An 18,314-nucleotide genomic window follows, 5' to 3' on the forward strand; every position below is an offset into this window, starting at 1 on the left:
TAGGTGGCGAAGCTCGCCGCGGTGTTGCTGTGGCAGTTCGAGCACTGCAGCGTCCCGGTCGGGATGTGCGGCGGCGTGGTCATCCCCATCGCGGTCTTGCCGTTGTGGCAGGTCGCGCAATTGGTATCGGTCGCCGCGTGCTTGAACGCCGCGCCGCCGAAGCTCGCCGTGCTGGTGTGACAGGACTCGCACGGCAGATTGGTCTGGAGATGGTTGCTGGACTTGCCGCGCGCCGTCGTCCCGTTGTGGCAGTTGGCGCAACCGGCGACAATGCCGGCGTGGTCCATCTTCATTCTGATGCGAAAGCTCGCCGTCGACCTGTGGCACACATCGCATGGCGCCGTCGTCGTGATGTGATTCTTCGACTTGCCTCGTGCCATCACGCCGTTATGGCAGGTCGTACATGACGCCTTCGCCTGGGTATGATCGATCGCCCGAACGTCCTTCCATGTCGAGGTCTGGTGGCAGCTCTCACATCGCCTCGTGGACATCGGGTGGTTGACCGACATGCCCGCCGTCTGCGCGCCGTTGTGGCAACTGGCGCACTGCGTCTGCGTGCCCTTGAACCGCCCGCCGACGTGACAGGACGAGCACTCCACCCCGACATGGCTTCCGGTCAGCGGAAAACCTGTCGAGGCATGGTCGAATGAGCTCTGCGCGGCAGCATGCCCTGCCAACACGAGAGCGAGCAGCATACAGGCGAGCAGCCACTGCACCATACGGTGCGAGGCTCGCGCCACCAGCCCCAGCTTGCTGTAGCAGCTGCTCAACTCCAACTCCGCTCTTCACTCTCGACTCGATCGCCAGCCGGACATCCGACGGAGACCGGCCGACCCCAATCCAGCCGAGACCGTTGAGCGTCCGCTGCTCGGCGGTCGCCCCGACAAATCCAAGACACCCTTGCGGATTTCCCCTACGGCCCGGCGGCACGTCTTCCCCAGCCACCGAATACTCGGAACGCTCCGTGCTCCCTTGATCGAGCGCTGCATCGATCGGGCGACGACGGAGTCATCGGCCAGATCACGCAGCCTTCGCTACGCCTACGACAGGGCTTCCAGAGACGCGCAAAGCTGGCCCAAAACTGGGCCAAGCTGAACTCAAGCTGAATGGAGGTTAAGGTTTCTGACGTCGCGCGCGCGCAATGGTCCCGCAAGCTCATCACGCAAGCCATTGATCTGCATGCGAACTGATAGCCGCTGCGAGCCGATGTCAGCTCGACACGATCTCAGACGCCGTGTGCGGCCAACGCAGCCGTTCGAATCAGTTCCTGATCTGAACGTTGCGCCATCCCGTTGCGACATGGCAGCGCTCGCACGTCTGACCGAAGGTGCCATTATGCACGTCCGAGCTGCGATGACAGCTGAAGCAATCCATCGGCAACTTCAGATCCGGCGGCGACTTGGCCTTGTGACAGGCCTCGCACGTGATCTTCTGGTGGACACCGACCAGCGGGAATCGTGTCTGCCGCGCGTGATCGAAACGCCAAAGCCGCCACCCATTCGGATTGTGACAGCTGGCGCACCGCCCTCCAAGCTTCCCCTGGTGGAAATCCTTGTGGCAGCTTTCGCAGGCCATCGGCGTATTCTTGTAGGTCGGCGTCCGGTGGCACTCCTCGCAAGGCACCGACTTGTGCAGACCTATCAACGGAAAACGCGTAATCTCGTGATCGAAGGTGAGCTTCTTCCGCCAGCCCGCATCGCTATGGCACGTCTCGCAGCGTTCGCCGAGCTTGCCCTGATGCGGATCCTGCTTGCGGTGACAGGACACGCATGACGTCGCGAGTTTGTCCCGATAGAGATCACCCGTATGGCAGCTCTCACACTTCACCTTGGCATGCGCATTTCGCAGCGGGAAGCGGGTCTTGTCGTGATTGAAGCGGACCGTCTTCCATTTCTCCTGATCGTGACACGTCTCGCACTTGTCGCCGAAGCGGCCGCCATGGACGTCCTGAAGACGGTGGCATGAGCCGCACGACGTCTGCAGATCCTTGTATTGCTCGCCGGAGTGGCACGTCGCACAAGCGACCGACTTGTGGGCGCCCACGAGGGGAAACCGGGTCTTCGTGTGGTCGAACTCCTTGGTCGCGCGCCATTTCACCGCCGTGTGGCAGTTCTCGCAGCGTTCACCAAGCCGGCCGCGATGCGGATCGAGCGCCTTGTGACACTCGAAGCAGGTCGAGGGCGTGTTGCGGAACTTCACCTTCGCGACGTGACATCCCGCACAAGGCACGGTCTTGTGCGCATCGACCAGCCGGTAGTTCGTCATGTCGTGGTCGAAGGTTTCCTTGTCGAGTTGGACGATGTCGGTTCCACGCCCCTTGTGGTCGGTGTGACACTGCCTGCACTCCTGGCTCAGCGCCGCCTGGTCGCGTCCGTGCAGGCGCTCACGCTGCCTGCGATCGACGGCAATCTCCTTGTGGCAATCGAGGCAGAGGCCCGACTGTGCCTTCCGGGTATAGGCTTCGTGGCACTTTCCGCACTCGCTCTCGAGCTTGGCATGCTTCTCGGCCAGCGGGCCGGGCATGACCAGCTTTTCCAGCAACGTCTGTGCTCGAACTCCGGCCGATAGCATGGCAACGCCGGCCAGGACGGCGACAACGACCGCAACACGCCACCGCATCACGCAACTCCGTCAATAGTGATGGACGGCCCAGACATGAACGACGCCCGCCAGCAGCATGAGAAAAAACAGCGGCAGATGAAGCACATGCCACAGCGAAAACAATCGTTCGAAGAACGTCAGCTCAGCGGCCTTGCGCACTGCGGCGGCGTAACGCCGCACCACCTCCTCGATTCGCTTCTCGCGACGCCGTCGCTCGGACCACGACCATCGCGCGCGCTTGGCTTCGGCGCGAATGAGCCGGCGCGCTTCCGCAACCACATTGGCGCGCAGCCGTCTCGTCCGCGCTGCGATGACCGCGCCGGTCCGCAGGCTGCCCAGCGCAGTTCGCGGCACCTTGTTGTCGAGCCCCTTGCTGAAGGCAGCCAGCTCCCGCGACACGAACGAGACGGCCTGCATCTCCTCACCGAGCTCCGTTCGCATTGCCTCGGCCTCGGCGAGCAGCTCCTTGACACGCGCTCTCCCGCCATGGAGGCCCATATGGATCTTGCCATAGATGTAACGGCCGATCACGCCGCTGATCGCCACGATCAGCATGGTGAAGAATGCCACGTTGCTGTTGAGCGCCCCCAGTTGGAAATTCGCATGGAATAGGATGAGCACGGGACCAACGACGCCGAGCAGCATGTGGGTCCTGAACCAGAACGGCACCGAGCCGATGCCCCGCAGCGACTTGAAGCGCTTGCGCATCGAATAGGCCAGCAGCGACAGCATGGCGACGCTGCCGTAGATCCCGAGCCAGTATCCGGTGCCGGAGCCCGGCGTAATATACTCCTCCTCCTTCTGCAGCCACCCGACGGCAATCGCTCCGAGGACGATGACCGTGATGACGACCGGAATGGTTCCTCGAAGAGGATTGCCGCTCGCGCGAGCGACCGCTGCTCTGCTCATGACCTCGACGTTTCCTGTGAATCCCGAATGCCGGATCGGCGGAAGCCAGACCCGTTCGCGGAGCCCCGGATCTCAGTCGAGAGAGAACTTAGTGATAACCACTTGCAACAACCCTCTCCGTCTTCCGACACCGACGTCATTAGTCCGAAATCAGTGCGAGCCATATTTCCGCCGACGGCATCTGTTCAACGAATGATCCAATCCTGGTCTCCAAGACGTCAGATCATTCTGGAATTTCTATGTCGGCATCTCTTGAGAGGAATTTGCATCTAGCACCGCATCCGACCTTTTCACGCGGAGTTCGCGGTCGGCGACTCTCTATCTTCCGCTGTTAGTTCGTAAGAAAGAGAGAGACGACATGGCGATCGATCTCCTGATTGTCTACGCCGCGCCAATGCTCGGCGTCTGGGCCACTTACATGGCCGTGCGCAAGCGGAAGGAAATAAAGAGCGTCGCGAAGCTCTCGGCCGCCAAGGACGCCGGTCTTCTCGAGCCGGCATCGCTCCATCCCATCATCGATCCTGCCTTGTGCATCGGCTGTGGCTCATGCGTCAGGGCGTGTCCGGAGGGTGACATTCTCGGCCTGATCGGCGGCAAGGCGTCGCTGGTCGAGCCTTCGCATTGCATCGGACACGGCGCCTGCAAGGCAGTGTGCCCCGTGAACGCCATCACGCTGGTGTTCGGCACCGAAACGCGCGGCATCGACATTCCGAACGTGGACGAGGCGTTCCAGACCAACGTGCCCGGCATCTTCATCGCCGGAGAGCTCGGCGGGATGGGGCTGGTCCGCAACGCCATCGAGCAGGGACGCCAGGCGATCGACTCCGTCCGCAAGGTCAAGAACATCGGCAAGTCCGATATGCTCGACGTCGTGGTCGTCGGCTGCGGTCCGGCCGGACTCTCCGCCAGTCTCGCCTGCCTGCAGCATCGGCTGCGCTTCGTCACGCTCGAGCAGGACTCGCTCGGCGGCACCGTCGCGCACTTTCCCCGCGGCAAGCTGGTGATGACGGCACCTTTCACGCTGCCGCTCGCGGGCAAGTTCAACTTCAGAGAGCTCAGCAAGGAGCAGTTGATCGCCTTCTTCATGAGCATCGTGCGCAAATCCCGCCTCAAGGTGAACGTCGGCGAACGCGTCGAGGCCGTCACGCGAGTCGGAGAAGGCTTCGACGTCAGGACGAACCGCGGCAGCTACAGAACGCATGCCGTGCTCCTGGCGATCGGGCGCCGCGGAACGCCGCGCAAGCTGGAGGCTCCAGGCGAAGAGCAGACCAAGGTCGTCTATCGACTGGTCGACCCCGAGCAGTATCGCGGCCAGCACGTGCTCGTCGTCGGCGGCGGCGACGCTGCATTGGAAGCCGCATGCTCCATCGCCGATGAGCCTGGAACGACGGTGACCCTGTCGCATCGCAGCGAGTCGTTCGGTCGCGCCAAGCTGAAGAACCGTCAACGGACGGAAGCAGCCGCGCAATCGGGCCGGCTCCGCGTCATCTACAATTCGTCAGTCAAACGGATCGGCGATGACGACGTCGAGATCGATGCCAATGGCAGCACGAGCACGATCCCAAACGATGCCGTCATCGTGTGCGTCGGCGGCATTCTGCCCACCGCATTCCTGAAGAGCATGGGTATCGAGGTCGAGACGAAATATGGCACGGCTTAAGTCCTCTCACGTCATCATCCCCCTGATCTGTCTCGTCGGCTCGACCGTGCCGTCGGTCGCCCCGGCCGGCGAAACGCCGGCCGGCGTGAGCTCCGAAGCATCCGCGAGCCAGGCGGCCGATGCCGCGATCCGCGCCGGACATCCCGAGGACGCACTGAAGCTGCTCGAGCGCGCCGCCAGCGCCGGCAATCCGGAGGCGCAGTACCGACTTGCATCACTTTACCGCGCCGGTCTCGGCACCAGAGCAGACGACACGCTGGCGTTCAAATGGATGGAGGCAAGCGCAAGGAAGGGACACGTCAAGGCGCAGTATAATGTCGCAGCGATGTGGCTTGCGGGCCGCGGAACGCCGGCCGATCCCGACCGGGCGCGGGACTGGCTACGCAAGTCGGCGGCGGCCGGCTATCAGCCCGCCGAGCAGTTGCTGGCCGACATGGTCAACCGAAATGTGCGCCCGCGCGCCGGGGAGCCGGCGCGCGAAGCTGCGCGCAGGCCGCCCCCGACGCTCGATGCGCAGGCCGCCATGCGAAACGGCCATCCGGCCATCATCGACGCCGCCCTGCGCGGCCAGTTCGATCCGATGCGCCAGCTCATCGCTGCGAAGGCTGACGTCAACGCGGTCAACGAGGACGGCGATACGCCTCTGGCGATCGCCGCGGCCGCCGGGCATCTTCGGCTGGTGGAGCTCCTGCTCGCCTCGGGAGCCAATCCGAACACCAGCAACCGGCGCGGCGACACGCCATTGATGCTGGCAGCGGACAAGGATCATGGAGACATCATCAGACTGCTGCTGACCAAGGCGGCCGACCCGTCTGCAGCGCGTGCAGATGGCGCGACCGCACTACTGATGGCGCTCAGCCGCTGCAACGGCGCCGCTATCGCCGCGCTCCTCGACGGCGCCTCCGGCAGTCTGCCCGCGTTGGCAGACGGCCGGACCCCACTCATGGTCGCGGTCGCGTCGTGCCCCAATGGCCCGCTCGATCGGCAACTCGTTCAGAGATCCGACCTCAACGCCGCCGATGGGCAGGGCCGCACCGCACTCTGGCACGCGGCCGGCAATGGCAATACGCACGCGATCGGACAACTGATCCGCGCAGGTGCGGACGTCAACCGCGCTGACACCGACGACAAGACGCCGTTGCTGAATGCCATCGAAGGCCGCAGCGCCGCGGCCTCGCTGCTTCTGTTGGACCATGGGGCCGACCCGAAACGCGCGACAAGAGGCGGAAATACCGCTCTCATCCTCGCTGCGCGCGCCGGGCTTGCGGATGTCGTCAGTGAGCTTCTCAGGCGCAAGGCCGACCCGAACATGCGCAACGGCCAGGGCATGAGCGCGCTGATGATGGCGGCCCATGAGGGGAACATTGGCATTGCGCACAGCCTTCTCGCCGCCGGTGCCGAAAAGCAGTTGAGGAACAAGCGCCGCGAACGTGCCACGGACATCGCCGCCGCCAGCGGTCACGGCGATATCGCCAAGCTTCTGGAATAGCGGACGATTTCGTTTCGCCACCCTGCCCATCATGCGGTCGACGTCGCGTTCGCTGCTCGACGGCGCGGCAGATGATTCGCGAGATATATCTCAATGAATATAACGCTAAGTACCAAGACGCCCCGATGATACCGTTCTCCGGCCGTGAGTGCGAATGAGTTGCAGTTACACTACGATGCACGTCGATGGATCATCATCATTCCGTACGAATGATGCCTCATTCGGCGCATTGATTGTCGGCGCATCACAGACACTTGATAGTTAGCTGCAGGAATATCCGCTGCAGTCGGAGATAACAAATGACAGCGGAGGTCGGATCGTTTGCGCTCATTCTCGCGCTCCTCGTATCGCTGGTGCAGTCGATCGTTCCGTTCGCAGCGCTGCGCCGCCAATCCGCGATGATCGCCGGCTTCGTTCGTCACGCTGCCTTGACTCAGTTTCTGTTCGTCGCGATCGCATTCGCATGCCTGACGTCGCTGTTCGTCCACTCCGACTTTTCAGTCCAGGTCGTCGCAGCGAATTCGCACACGCTGAAGCCGCTGCTCTACAAGGTCTCCGGAGTCTGGGGAAACCATGAGGGATCCATGCTGCTGTGGGTCCTGATCCTCTCCTTGTTCGGCGCGGCAGTTGCATTGTTCGGAACGAACCTTCCGGAGCGGCTGCAGAGCAACGTTCTCGGCGTGCACGGCATGATCGGCCTCGGCTTTCTGGCGTTCATCGTCTCGACGTCGAATCCGTTCGCGCGGCTGGTCGATGCTCCCCTCGAAGGCAACGGACTGAATCCGATTTTGCAGGATCCTGGCCTCGCCTTTCATCCACCGTTTCTGTATCTGGGTTACGTCGGCTTCTCGATGGCGTTCTCGTTCTCGGTCGCCGCGCTGATCGAGGGAAAGGTCGATGCCAGCTGGGCCCGCTGGGTCCGACCGTGGGTGCTCGCGGCCTGGTGCTTTCTCACGATTGGAATCACGCTGGGCAGCGCATGGGCGTACTACACGCTCGGCTGGGGCGGCTGGTGGTTCTGGGACCCCGTCGAGAACGCCTCCTTCATGCCGTGGCTTGCGGGGACTGCGCTCCTGCATTCCGCCCTGGTGGTCGAACGTCGGAGCGCCCTCCAGAGCTGGACGATCCTGCTGGGGATCGTGACCTTCTCATTGAGCCTGATCGGGACTTTCCTGGTGAGGTCCGGCGTGCTCACCAGCGTTCATGCCTTCGCACAGGACCCGTCGCGTGGCGCATTCATCCTGGCGCTCATCCTGGTGGCGACCGGCGGGGCGTTGACGCTGTATGCGATCAGAGCCCCAAGCCTGAAGCACGGTGCGCTGTTCGCAGCCGTCAGCCGGGAGAGCGGCCTCGTCCTCAACAATGTGCTGCTCACGGCAGCCGTGGCCACCGTGTTTCTCGGCACGTTCTACCCGCTCCTCGTCGACATGCTCGGAAACGACAAGATCTCCGTCGGTCCTCCCTACTACAACTTGACGTTCGTTCCGATCATGGTTCCGCTGCTGCTTGCCATGGTGATCGGCCCGGTTCTGAAATGGAAGCGCGATCTCCTCGTTGCGGCCCTGCAACGACTCCGCCTGGCCGGGGGACTTGCGGCATTCATTGCCGTCGCGATCCTCGTCGCGACGTTCGGACAGCGTTTCCTGGTTGCGTTCTTCTTCGGCATCGCCGTCTGGCTCGTGATCGGCTCGCTAATGGTGCTGGCTCATCGCGTCCGCCTCGGCATGACGACTCCCTTGGCGACCTCGCTCAACCTCGCGCGCACCACCCCGCTCGCGGTCTACGGCCTGGTGCTGGCCCATGCGGGAATGGGCGTCACCGTCGCAGGCATTACCGGGATGACCGCGTGGGCCAGCGAGAAGGTGCAGATGCTGCGGCCGGGCCAGAGCCTGCAGCTCGCGGGCTACGACATCAAGCTGCGCTCGATCGGAAAATTTCCAGGCCCCAACTACGAAGCCGAGCGTGGCACGTTCGACATCACGCGGAACGGCAAGCCGTTCACGCAGCTTTCCAGCGAGCGCCGCTTCTATCCCGTCAGACAGCAGCAGACGACCGCCGCCGGCATTCGAACCAACCTGATCTGGAACGTCTACGTGACGCTCGGTGATCCCGACGACAAGGGCGCGTGGGCGGTGCGCTGCTACTATCACCCTCTGGTGCCGCTGGTCTGGATCGGCGCACTGATGATGGCTTTCGGCGGCTTCATCTCGCTGGCCGACCGGAGATTTCGTGTCGGTGCTCCGCGACGGGCGATGCGGGCCGTACCGACTGCCGTTCCTGCTGAATAGGACGAGATATGCCGCGCCTCCCCTATCTCATACCTCTCGTGGCTTTCGCCGCACTGGCCGCTGGACTGGCTTTCAGCCTGACCAACGATCCGCAGCGAATGCCCTCGACCCTGATCGACAAGCCGACGCCGCGTTTCCAGCTCGCGTCGCTTGACGGCAAGAGCGGCGGTCTTGCCAATACCGACCTGCAGGGCGACGTGGTCCTGCTCAACGTTTTCGCATCCTGGTGCCCCGGATGCCGCGTCGAGCATCCCATGCTGCTCAAGCTCGCAGAGAGCTCCGCGATCCCGATCTATGGGCTGAACTGGAAGGACGATCGGAACGACGGCAAACGTTGGCTTGCCAAGCATGGCAGTCCCTATGCCCGTGTCGGCTCCGATGAGTCCGGCCGGGCCGGCATCGATCTTGGCGTGACCGGCGTTCCCGAAACCTTCGTGATCGATCGGGCCGGCCGCATCCGCTTCCGCTATCCCGGCCCGCTGACCGAAGATGTATGGCGTGACGATTTCGAACCTCTGCTGAAGGCACTCAGGAGCGAGTCATGAACTGCCGGCGGATCAAGCGCGCGGCCGAAGCGCTGCTCGTCAGCTCGCTCGTGCTGACGGCGACATGGTCGCCATCTCGTGCGGTGCTTCCCGACGAAATGTTGCGCGACGAGGGACTGGAGGCGCGCGCGCGCGCGCTGGGCCAGGAGCTGCGCTGCGTCGTTTGTCAAAATCAGAGCATTGACGACTCCAACGCTCCATTGGCGCATGACCTGAGGGTGCTGCTGCGCGATCGCCTGCAGGCCGGCGACAGCGACCGGCAGGCGGTGGACTTCCTGGTCGCACGCTACGGCAACTTCGTCCTGCTCAAGCCTCCCTTGCAGTGGAATACCATCGCGCTGTGGATCGGTCCCCTGCTCGCCCTGCTCACGGCCGCCGTCGGCTTCGGCCGCTACGTGCGCCGGGCGGCAGCCAATGCGAGTGCGCCCGAGGCGGAGCACGTCGCTCCGCTCAGCGCCGACGAACTCGAAGCCATCGAGGCGATCCTCGATCGACGGAGCCTTTCATGATGCTGTGGCTGATCCTGACGGCGATGATTTCCGTGGCCGCCGTGCTCATATCGACGCCATTCATCCGCAGCTACGAGCGGAGACAGTTGGCTTCGGCTCAGGGACTTGCCGTCCACCATGACCAGCTCCGCGAGATCGAGAACGAAACCGCACGCGGCCTGATCGACAAGTCGGATGGCGAGAACGCGGCCAGCGAGATCAAGCGGCGCATTCTCGCCGCAGCGGCCGCCGAACAGCCGCCGGCGCCCTCCCTCGCCAGCTCCGAACGAAAATTTGCGCTCAGTGTCGTCACGCTGACGGTGGTGTTCGGCTCCGTCGGTCTGTATGCGGTTATCGGAAATCCGGATGTCCCCGCGGCCGGACCGGGCCAGACCGCCAGCAGCACGACGGCGAGGTCGGTTGGCGAGGCGCGATCCGACGCCGGCACCCAGGCCATTGCCTCGCTGGAGCAGATGACCAGCCAGGACGGTCGCGACCGACCGCAGCAGGGCAGCGGACTGCCGCCGGTCGAAGAGATGATCCAGCGTGTGCAGACGAGACTGGAGCGGAATCCCAAGGATGCCGACGGATGGCGGCTGCTGGGCTGGTCGCTGTTCAACATCGAGCGCTTTGCAGAGGCGGCACAGGCCTATGCGCGCGCAATGGAGCTGCGGCCAGGCTCGGCAGAATACCGCAGCGCACGCGGCGAAGCGCTGGTGCGGGCGGCGGACGGCACCGTCACGTCCGAAGCCCGCGCGGACTTCGACGAAGCACTCAAACTGGATCCCAAGGACGCGCGCGCCCGCTTCTTCATCGGCGTCGTGAAAGAACAGGAGGGAGACAAACGGGGTGCGATGGCCGACTGGACGGCGATCGTATCGGAGGCCGATCCGAACGAGCCGTGGCTGCCCGATCTCAAGCAGCGGCTCGGCGCGCTTCGTCGCGAGCTCGGAGAGGACGGCGGCTCGCCATCGCCTGCCCGGCCGAACCTGTCCGCCGAGCGCATGCAGGAACTCCTGCGCTCCGGCAAGACCTCCGCGACCGAGCCGGCGGAGCCGCGCGGCCCCCGCGCCGAGGACATCCGCAAGGCGGAAAGCATGTCCACACAGGACCGCAACCTCATGATCCGGGGCATGGTGGATGGCCTTGCGAGCCGACTCGAGCAATCACCGCGCGATGCAGAAGGCTGGATCAAGTTGATCCGCTCGCGGGTGGTACTGGGCGATGTCGAGGCGGCGAAACAGTCGCTGCAACGCGCATTGTCGGTCTTTGCGGACGACGTCCCGGAGCGCACGCGCATCGCTGACGCAGCCAAAGAGCTCGGGATCAATCCATAGCGTTCGAGGCCCGATCAGCGTGTCCGCATCGTCGGAACCCGTTCGGCAACCGGAGGAATGGCAATGCGCATTCTGCTCATAGAGGACGAGCCCGTCTACGCGGAGCGCATCAGGGAAAGCCTGGCCGATGCCGGTTTCGAGGCGGATCTCGCCACCGATGGCAAGCAGGGCTGGATGCTGGGCAACAGCCAGCCCTATGATGCCGCGGTGCTCGACCTCGGCCTGCCGTGCATTTCGGGCCTCGACGTGCTGCAACGCTGGCGTCATACCGGGCACACGCTGCCGGTGCTGATCCTGTCCGCCCGCAGCGGCTGGGTCGAGCGTGTGAACGGCCTGAACGCAGGCGCGGACGACTATCTCGAAAAGCCCTTCAAGGCGCAGGAGCTCGTCGCGCGGGTCAAATCGCTGCTCCGTCGGGTCTCCAGCAGACCGGACGCCGTGCTCCGCCTCCGGCAGATCGAATTCAACGCGGCGGCCGGCCTGGTCAAGAAGGACGGGGAGATCGTCGACCTGACTGCACTCGAGTTGCGCGTTCTCGAACTCCTCATGCGCCGCGCCGATCATATCGTGTCGCAGACCGAGCTGCTGGAGCACATCTATCCGAGCAGCGACCATCGCGACTCCAATACGGTCGAAGTCTACATTGCCCGGCTCAGGAGAAAGCTGGGGCGTGACTGCATTCGCACCGTCAGAGGCATGGGATATCGCTTCGGGTAGAGCAATGTTCAGCCGCAACTTCCGAGCCCGGATGCTCGCGGTCGCCGCGATCTGGATTTCCATCGTCTTGTTCGCCAGCGGGCTCGGGCTCTCGATCGTCATTCGCCGTGTCGTCGAGGCCCACTTCGATCATGACCTGCTGGATCACGCCCGCGAGCTCGCCGATCTCGTGGAACTCGACGCCACGCAGCGGCTGTTCATCGCCCGCGATCTGAGCGATCCGCGTTTCTCCCCTGCCCGGTCCGGAATGTATTGGCAGGTCATCCTGCAGAACGGCGAAAGCGCGCGCTCGCCGTCGTTGCAGGATGACCTTTTCCTTTCATTCACGCCCGACCAGAGTCGCGAGGGTTCCCTGCCCTCCTCCACGGCGCTTAGTGTGGAGGGACCGACCGGGCCGATGCGCATGGTCCGAAACATCAGCGAGCCGTCTCGCCTCGGGCAACCCGTCGAAATCCGTGTCGGTGCCGACGAGCGACTGATTAGTGACGAGATGCAGCACCTCAATCTGACGCTGATAGCGACGCTTGGTATCATGGCCCTCGCCATGGTTGGCACCGCCTACGCTCAGGTCGTTTACGGCCTGCGGCCGCTCCAGCGCATGAGTCGCGCCATCGTGGACGTGCGTAGCGGCAAGACCTCAAGGCTGCCTGAGGACCTGCCGGAGGAAATCATGCCGCTCGTCACCGAGCTGAACGGAATGATTGCGGCAAATCTCAACATGGTCGATCGCGCTCGCGTACTCGCAGGAAGTTTTGCACACGCGCTGAAGACACCTCTGGCAATTCTCGACGAGGAGGCAGCACGGCTGAAAGCGTCCGGTCAGGAGATCCACGCTCAGATTCTGTCGGAGCAGTGCTCGCGAATGGCGCTGCTCATCGACTACCAGACGGCGCGCGCAAAGGCCTCCACGATCGCGAATGCAGGTGCGTTTACGGTCGTCGCAGACGTCTTGAGGAGCGTCATCAATACCTACTCGCGATTCAGCCCGGGGCACGACCGGCGGTTCGAAGTCGAAGGAGCAACCGACGTCGTCGTTGCCTGCGATACCAACGATCTGACCGAACTCTTCGGCAACCTGCTCGACAATGCGGCAAAATGGGCACGTGACCGCGTCGTGATTTCGATCGAGGATCTCGACAGCACCGTCTTGATCACGGTTGAGGACGACGGGCCCGGCATTCCAGTCGAGCATCGAATGCGCGTGTTCGACGTGGGCACGAGACTTGACGACGCGAAGCCCGGCACTGGGCTCGGTCTGGCGATCGCCCGCGACCTGACCAGCCTCTATGATGGCCGACTATGGATCGAGGATTCGCGAATTGGAGGCGCCGCCCTGAAGCTTTCGCTTCGAAAGAAGGGTGATCCAAGCTCATCGTGACATGCCTGGTACCCGCAGCCTCGAAACCGCTTGCAGAAACGCCGGCCCGACACCCAACCCGCTCATAGCGATGATGCCCTGGGCCAGCGCGCCAACGATGCCAGTCGTAATCGGTGAGCGGCTCTTTTCCAACGGCGCGGCCTGCAGCGTCGGCAAAGTCGCCAGCTTCCCCGGCTACGCTATTTCAGAGTCGACAGATAGGCGACGACGTCGGCCCGCTCCTTCGCGTCCGCCAATCCTTTGAAATACATCTTGACGCCGTGAACGTCCCCGCGAGGATCGGCGATATAGGCATCCAGTGCCGTCGCGGTCCAAGGCGCATTGTTCTTTTTCATGCTCTCCGAATAGGCGTAGTCCGGCACAGCCGCTGGCTGCCGTCCAACGATGTTCCAGAGGCTCGGGCCGACCTTGTTGACGCCGATCTCGGCAGAGTGGCAGTTCTGGCAGATGCGCTGGAAGATGCTTTTCCCGGCGGCCGGATTTCCGTCGAGCGCGCGGGCGCTCGGTGCCAGGCAGGCGAGAACGGCGACAAGAGCGATGCGGCGGAGCATGCGAAATCTTTCCCTTTTCGATCCGGAGCGGGCGCGGGCCAGCCCCCGGGCCATGCCGGTGAGCAGATCCGCGCAGATGATCGGACGACAGCCCGGCCCAAGTCCTTGTCCTGGATCAAGCCGCGCGGTTGCCGTTGCTGCTCAATTGGCTTAATCTTCTAAAAAAACGAACGATCGCCAACAAACCAAAGTGTCGTTCTGGGAGGTGCCCGATGGGAGACGCCGATCCTCGGCCCCCGCGTCCGTCTGGCGTGACTGCTGCAAAGTCCAAGGCCGCGACGGAGGCCGCTGCGGCGGCCGACATCTGCGGCCAGTTGCCGGCCGAGGGGTTGGCGATGGTGCTGATCTTCCTGTCGCCCCACTACGATCCAAACGAGTTCATGGTGGAGGTGACGACCCGTCTTGCGGACGTCCCCGTATACGGCTGTACGACGGCCGGAGAGCTGTCGCCCGATGGCTGGGACGACAACAGCGTCGTCGCTCTCGGATTTGCCGCCGAGGATTTCACGGTATTCGCACAGCCCATCTTCGGGTTGTCGGGCTTTCGCGTCGATGAAGGACGTCGCCTCGGCAACCAGATGAGGCAGGACCTCTCGCGGCACGGTGGTCGCGACGACGACGGCGTATTCGGGCTCGTCCTGATCGACGGCATGTGCCAGCGCGAAGAGGCGATCATGTCGGCGATCTACGCCTCGCTCGACAATATTCCGCTGGTTGGCGGATCGGCCGGCGATGGTCTGCAGTTCGAGCGCACCTGGGTCTTTCACGACGGCAAGGCCCACACGGACATGGCCGTGCTGATCCTGATCAGGACGTCATTGCCGTTCCGGCTGTTCAAATGCGACAATTTCGAGCCGACCTCGACCAAGATGGTGGTGACGGAGGCCGATCTCGAGCAGCGTATCGTCAAGCAGCTCAATGCCGAGCCGGCGGCGGAGGAATATTGTCGCGCGATCGGAATAGCCGATTCCGAGCTCGACCCGTTCCTGTTTGCGGCCCATCCGGTCCTGGTGCGCGTGGGAGGCTCCTATTTCGCGCGCTCGATTCAGCGCGTCAGCCCTGACGGCTCGCTCCGGTTCTTCTGCGCGATCGACGAAGGAATGGTGCTGACGGCGGCGAGGTCACGCAACTCCGTGGCGGCCGCCCGCGAGATGCTGGCCGAGGTCCGCGACGAGATCGGCGAGGTCTCGATCTTCATCGGTTTCGAGTGCATCCTCAGGCGTCTTGACGCAGAGCAGCATCAGTTTGCGCGGGAAATGTCCGATCTCTATCGCGACAACCGGATCGTCGGATTCCATACCTATGGCGAGCAGTACGGTTCAATGCACGTCAATCAGACGCTGACCGGGGTCGCGATCGGCAAACGTGGAGCGGCGCAGCCATGACCGCCGCGGGGTCTCCGGAAGACCTGCAGCGCGAGGCGGCCAAGCTCAGGAAGATCAACGCCGCGCTGATGTCCCGGGTCGAACGCTCGATGGACCAGCAGTTCAATGCGTTCTCGCTGTTCGAAACGGCGATCGCCCTCGATCAGCAGGTGCGCGAGCGGACGCGCCAGCTGCGTGATGCGCTGCGTTCGATCGAAACCGCCAACAAGGACCTCTTTCGGGCCAAGCAGCAGGCTGAAGCGGCCAGTTCCCTGAAATCCTCGGTTCTCATCTCCGTTACGCATGATCTGCTTCAGCCGCTCAACGCCGCGCGGCTCACGCTCTCGACCTTGGCGGACGAAGTCTCGTCCGATCGCGGAACGGCCATGGTCGGCCAGGTCGACCATTCGCTGGCCATGCTTGAGGATCTGCTGCGATCCCTGCTGGAGATTGCCAAGCTCGATGCCGGAGCCCTGCGCCCCGATGTCAGGCCCGTTCTGCTTTCGACCCTGTTCGAGCCGCTCGAACGCGAATTCGCCCCGATCGCTGCCAAACGCGGGTTGTCCCTGCGCATTTGTCCGTGCTCGATCGCCGTGGTCTCGGATGCCATGATGCTGCGGCGCATCTTGCAGAACCTCCTCGCCAACTCTCTGCGCTACACGCGGCGAGGCGGCGTCGTCATGGGATGCCGGCCGGGGCCGGGAGCAGGCCGGGTTCGCATCGAGGTCCACGACACCGGCCCGGGCATTCCCAAACCGCAACAAGAAGCGATCTTTCTCGAATTCCAGCGCGGTCAGCCGAGCGCCGAGGATCAAGCCGGCTTCGGGCTGGGCCTGTCGATCGTCCGTCGCTTCGCCAAGGCATTGGACCATGAGGTCGGGCTGGCTTCGCGGGTTGGACATGGGTCCACATTCAAGCTCGAGCTCGACCGCGCCGACCCGGCAGCCGTACTGCCGGATCCGCATCCTGCGGATCACGTCGACCGCGACTATGGCGGGCTCGAAGGCGCCAAGATCCTGCTGATCGAAAACGACCTGGCCACCGCCGAGGCCATGGTCAGTCTGTTGGAAAAATGGGGCTGCGACGTCGTGGCGACGGCGTCGCTGAATGACGCTTTGCAGCGTTTGAGTGCGCTCGGGGCGGTCCCCGAGACGATCATCGCGGATCTCCACCTGGATGGCGACGAGAGCGGGCTTGCCGCCATCCGGGACATCAGGCAATTCCTCGGCCGAGATGTTGCGGCCATGATCGTGACCGCCGACTATTCCGAAGACGCAGCCAGGGAAGCAAGCCAATACGGGCTCGAGATCTTGACCAAGCCGGTCAGGCCTGCGGAGCTTCGCGCGCTGTTGTCGTTCTTGCTGTCTTGAGCGCCTCAGCGCCGTTTGCCCGAGCCGGCGTGCGCGGCTCGCCGATGAGGTTCACGAAGTCGATCTTTTCCATCTCGATGATGGCCTTAGTCCTGCTCATGACGCGAAGCTTGCGCAGGATCTCCGAGACGTGGACCTTCACCGTCGTCTCGCAGATCCCGAGCTCATAGGCGATCTGCTTGTTCTGCAGTCCGCGGCGGATCAGGTCGAGCACGCGCAGTTGCTGCGGAGTCAGCTCGTGAAGACGCTTCAGGAGGTCCTGAGCAGGAAGTCGGCCACGGCGCGCACTGGCGCAGAGGGAGCCGCCTTCAACATGGACCTCGCCCCGCAGCACGGCCTTGATCGCGTCGGCAAGTTGCTGCTTCGAAGTCGATTTCGAGATGTAGCCGGAGACACCCAGCGCGAGAACATGGGCGACGAGGTCCGGGTCCCGATGCGCGGAAACCACCAGGATCGGTGTGCGCGGCGCGGTCTTGCGGATGCGGATGACGCCGGAGAGTCCGGTCGTTCCGGGTGTCGAGAGGTCGAGCAGGATCAGGTCGAATCTCGGCGGAGATGAAAGAAGCCCGACGGCCATGTCGACGGACGTCGCCTCGCACATCGCGGCATCAGCCAGAGCGGCGCGGATCGCGCTCTCCAGCGCCTCCCGAAACAGCGGATGGTCCTCGACGATGAGCAATCGAGCCACGTGCCTGCCTCCCCCGGCCGGATCGAAGATCCGAATCATTCAGTGTCGCGGATCCGACATTCAACCAGCGTGCGGGCTGCGTCTTCGAAGGAACGTCAGAACCGGAGCATCAGCGATACCGCGTTGGTTGGCATCAATCAACGACCAAGACGCCATCGACGTCGCCACGCCTGCGGTGGCCGTGGAGTCGTGCGGCGCAACAATTCGCTACGGGTGCTTTCGACTCGAAGCGGTGCGCGATCCCTGCCGGTCGGCCGGCACGTTCAGCGCGATCTTGCCGATCTCGATGACGGCCTTGTTGCGGCTGAACAGACGGAGTTTTCTCAGGATCTCGGTGATGTGCGCCTTGACGGTCGACTCCGCAAGCTGAAGCTCGCCGGCGATTTCCCGGTTCTGATAGCCACGCCTGATCAGGTCGAGGACGCGAAGCTGTTGTGGCGTCAGCTCCTCGAGACGCGCCTGCAGCGCGCGAGATGACCCCTTCCCGGGGCGCTCGACGACGGGCACGAAGTCTTTCGGGACCGAGATCGAGCCGCTGAGCACGCGCTCGATCGCGGACGTCAGCTCACGCTTCGAGGTCGACTTCGGCAGATAGCCGGCCGCGCCGAGCGAAAGCGCCTCGCGCACGACGTTCTGGTCCTCTTCACTCGAGACGATCGCGACCGGAAGCCGCGGATACGCGGCGCGAAGCCGCTGGAATCCCGAAAAGCCCATGGCATCGGGCAGCGTCAAGTCGAGCAGCGCCAGGTCGATGTCGGGTTTCATTGCGAGGGTGGTGAGCGCATCGGCAATCGACAGCGCCTCGAAGATCTCGGCGTCGGGATGCGCCAGACGCACCGCATTGCCGAGAGCTTCGCGAAATAGCGGATGATCGTCGATGATCAGAAAGCGCGTCATGTCCGACCTTCACTCGCCGCCAGCACGTGCCG

General features: G+C 63.7%; 16 protein-coding genes. 10 read left to right on the top strand and 6 right to left on the bottom strand.

The genetic code is table 11. The features are described 5' to 3' along the window. The 3 genes from QW863_RS34630 to QW863_RS34640 form a co-directional block, all read right to left on the bottom strand. Positions 1 to 770 (bottom strand): cytochrome c3 family protein (locus tag QW863_RS34630; protein WP_315717742.1); only part of this gene is annotated, 770 nt, incomplete at its 3' end. Between the two features lie 490 nt (positions 771 to 1,260). Further along, positions 1,261 to 2,619 carry a cytochrome c3 family protein gene (locus QW863_RS34635; RefSeq protein ID WP_315717741.1) on the bottom strand — a complete coding sequence of 453 codons (1,359 nt, stop codon included), beginning with the start codon at positions 2,617 to 2,619 and terminating at the stop codon, positions 1,261 to 1,263. Between the two features lie 12 nt (positions 2,620 to 2,631). Then, positions 2,632 to 3,510: a pyridine nucleotide-disulfide oxidoreductase gene (locus tag QW863_RS34640; protein ID WP_315717740.1), complete on the bottom strand. Its 879-nt coding sequence runs from the start codon at positions 3,508 to 3,510 to the stop codon at positions 2,632 to 2,634. Positions 3,511 to 3,868: 358 nt separating this feature from the next. Here QW863_RS34640 and QW863_RS34645 point away from each other — a divergent pair, with 358 nt between their 5' ends. From QW863_RS34645 to QW863_RS34680, 8 genes are all read left to right on the top strand, one after another. After that, entirely contained in the window at positions 3,869 to 5,170 is a 1,302-nt protein-coding gene (locus QW863_RS34645; RefSeq protein ID WP_315717738.1) for an NAD(P)-binding domain-containing protein, read from the top strand. Beyond that, entirely contained in the window at positions 5,157 to 6,659 is a 1,503-nt protein-coding gene (locus QW863_RS34650) for an ankyrin repeat domain-containing protein (RefSeq protein WP_315769961.1), read from the top strand. The genes QW863_RS34645 and QW863_RS34650 overlap by 14 nt, the downstream gene beginning before the upstream one ends. Positions 6,660 to 6,958: 299 nt before the next feature. Next, positions 6,959 to 8,947: a heme lyase CcmF/NrfE family subunit gene (locus QW863_RS34655; protein ID WP_315717736.1), complete on the top strand. Its 1,989-nt coding sequence runs from the start codon at positions 6,959 to 6,961 to the stop codon at positions 8,945 to 8,947. Positions 8,948 to 8,955: 8 nt separating this feature from the next. Next, complete coding sequence (locus QW863_RS34660; RefSeq protein ID WP_315754748.1) at positions 8,956 to 9,492, top strand: DsbE family thiol:disulfide interchange protein; 537 nt, start codon at positions 8,956 to 8,958, stop codon at positions 9,490 to 9,492. After that, complete coding sequence (locus tag QW863_RS34665; protein WP_315769962.1) at positions 9,489 to 10,001, top strand: cytochrome c-type biogenesis protein; 513 nt, start codon at positions 9,489 to 9,491, stop codon at positions 9,999 to 10,001. The genes QW863_RS34660 and QW863_RS34665 overlap by 4 nt, the downstream gene beginning before the upstream one ends. Further along, positions 9,998 to 11,317 carry a c-type cytochrome biogenesis protein CcmI gene (ccmI, locus tag QW863_RS34670; RefSeq protein WP_315769964.1) on the top strand — a complete coding sequence of 440 codons (1,320 nt, stop codon included), beginning with the start codon at positions 9,998 to 10,000 and terminating at the stop codon, positions 11,315 to 11,317. The genes QW863_RS34665 and ccmI overlap by 4 nt, the downstream gene beginning before the upstream one ends. 63 nt (positions 11,318 to 11,380) lie before the next feature. Beyond that, on the top strand, positions 11,381 to 12,034 hold the full coding sequence (locus QW863_RS34675; RefSeq protein ID WP_315754753.1) for a response regulator transcription factor: 654 nt from the start codon (positions 11,381 to 11,383) through the stop codon (positions 12,032 to 12,034). A 4-nt stretch (positions 12,035 to 12,038) separates the two neighbouring features. Continuing rightward, positions 12,039 to 13,412 (top strand): HAMP domain-containing sensor histidine kinase, encoded by a 1,374-nt coding sequence (locus QW863_RS34680; RefSeq protein WP_315769966.1) that lies wholly within the window; start codon positions 12,039 to 12,041, stop codon positions 13,410 to 13,412. A 179-nt stretch (positions 13,413 to 13,591) separates the two neighbouring features. Here the strand turns inward: QW863_RS34680 and QW863_RS34685 are convergent, their stop codons facing one another. Continuing rightward, on the bottom strand, positions 13,592 to 13,963 hold the full coding sequence (locus QW863_RS34685; RefSeq protein WP_315717730.1) for a c-type cytochrome: 372 nt from the start codon (positions 13,961 to 13,963) through the stop codon (positions 13,592 to 13,594). Between the two features lie 212 nt (positions 13,964 to 14,175). Between QW863_RS34685 and QW863_RS34690 the strand changes: the two genes are divergently transcribed. Next, on the top strand, positions 14,176 to 15,348 hold the full coding sequence (locus QW863_RS34690; RefSeq protein WP_315769968.1) for an FIST N-terminal domain-containing protein: 1,173 nt from the start codon (positions 14,176 to 14,178) through the stop codon (positions 15,346 to 15,348). After that, complete coding sequence (locus tag QW863_RS34695; protein WP_315769970.1) at positions 15,345 to 16,697, top strand: hybrid sensor histidine kinase/response regulator; 1,353 nt, start codon at positions 15,345 to 15,347, stop codon at positions 16,695 to 16,697. The genes QW863_RS34690 and QW863_RS34695 overlap by 4 nt, the downstream gene beginning before the upstream one ends. Here the strand turns inward: QW863_RS34695 and QW863_RS34700 are convergent. Together QW863_RS34700 and QW863_RS34705 are read right to left on the bottom strand one after the other, a co-directional pair. After that, positions 16,651 to 17,385, bottom strand: coding sequence for a response regulator transcription factor (locus QW863_RS34700; RefSeq protein WP_315769972.1), 735 nt, complete (start codon positions 17,383 to 17,385; stop codon positions 16,651 to 16,653). The two genes, QW863_RS34695 and QW863_RS34700, sit on opposite strands and share 47 nt — an antisense overlap. Positions 17,386 to 17,592: 207 nt before the next feature. Further along, positions 17,593 to 18,282, bottom strand: coding sequence for a response regulator transcription factor (locus QW863_RS34705; RefSeq protein WP_315769973.1), 690 nt, complete (start codon positions 18,280 to 18,282; stop codon positions 17,593 to 17,595). Positions 18,283 to 18,314: the final 32 nt, after the last annotated feature.

The sequence above is a fragment of the Bradyrhizobium sp. SZCCHNR1017 genome, assembly GCF_032381375.1.
Lineage (GTDB): Bacteria > Pseudomonadota > Alphaproteobacteria > Rhizobiales > Xanthobacteraceae > Bradyrhizobium.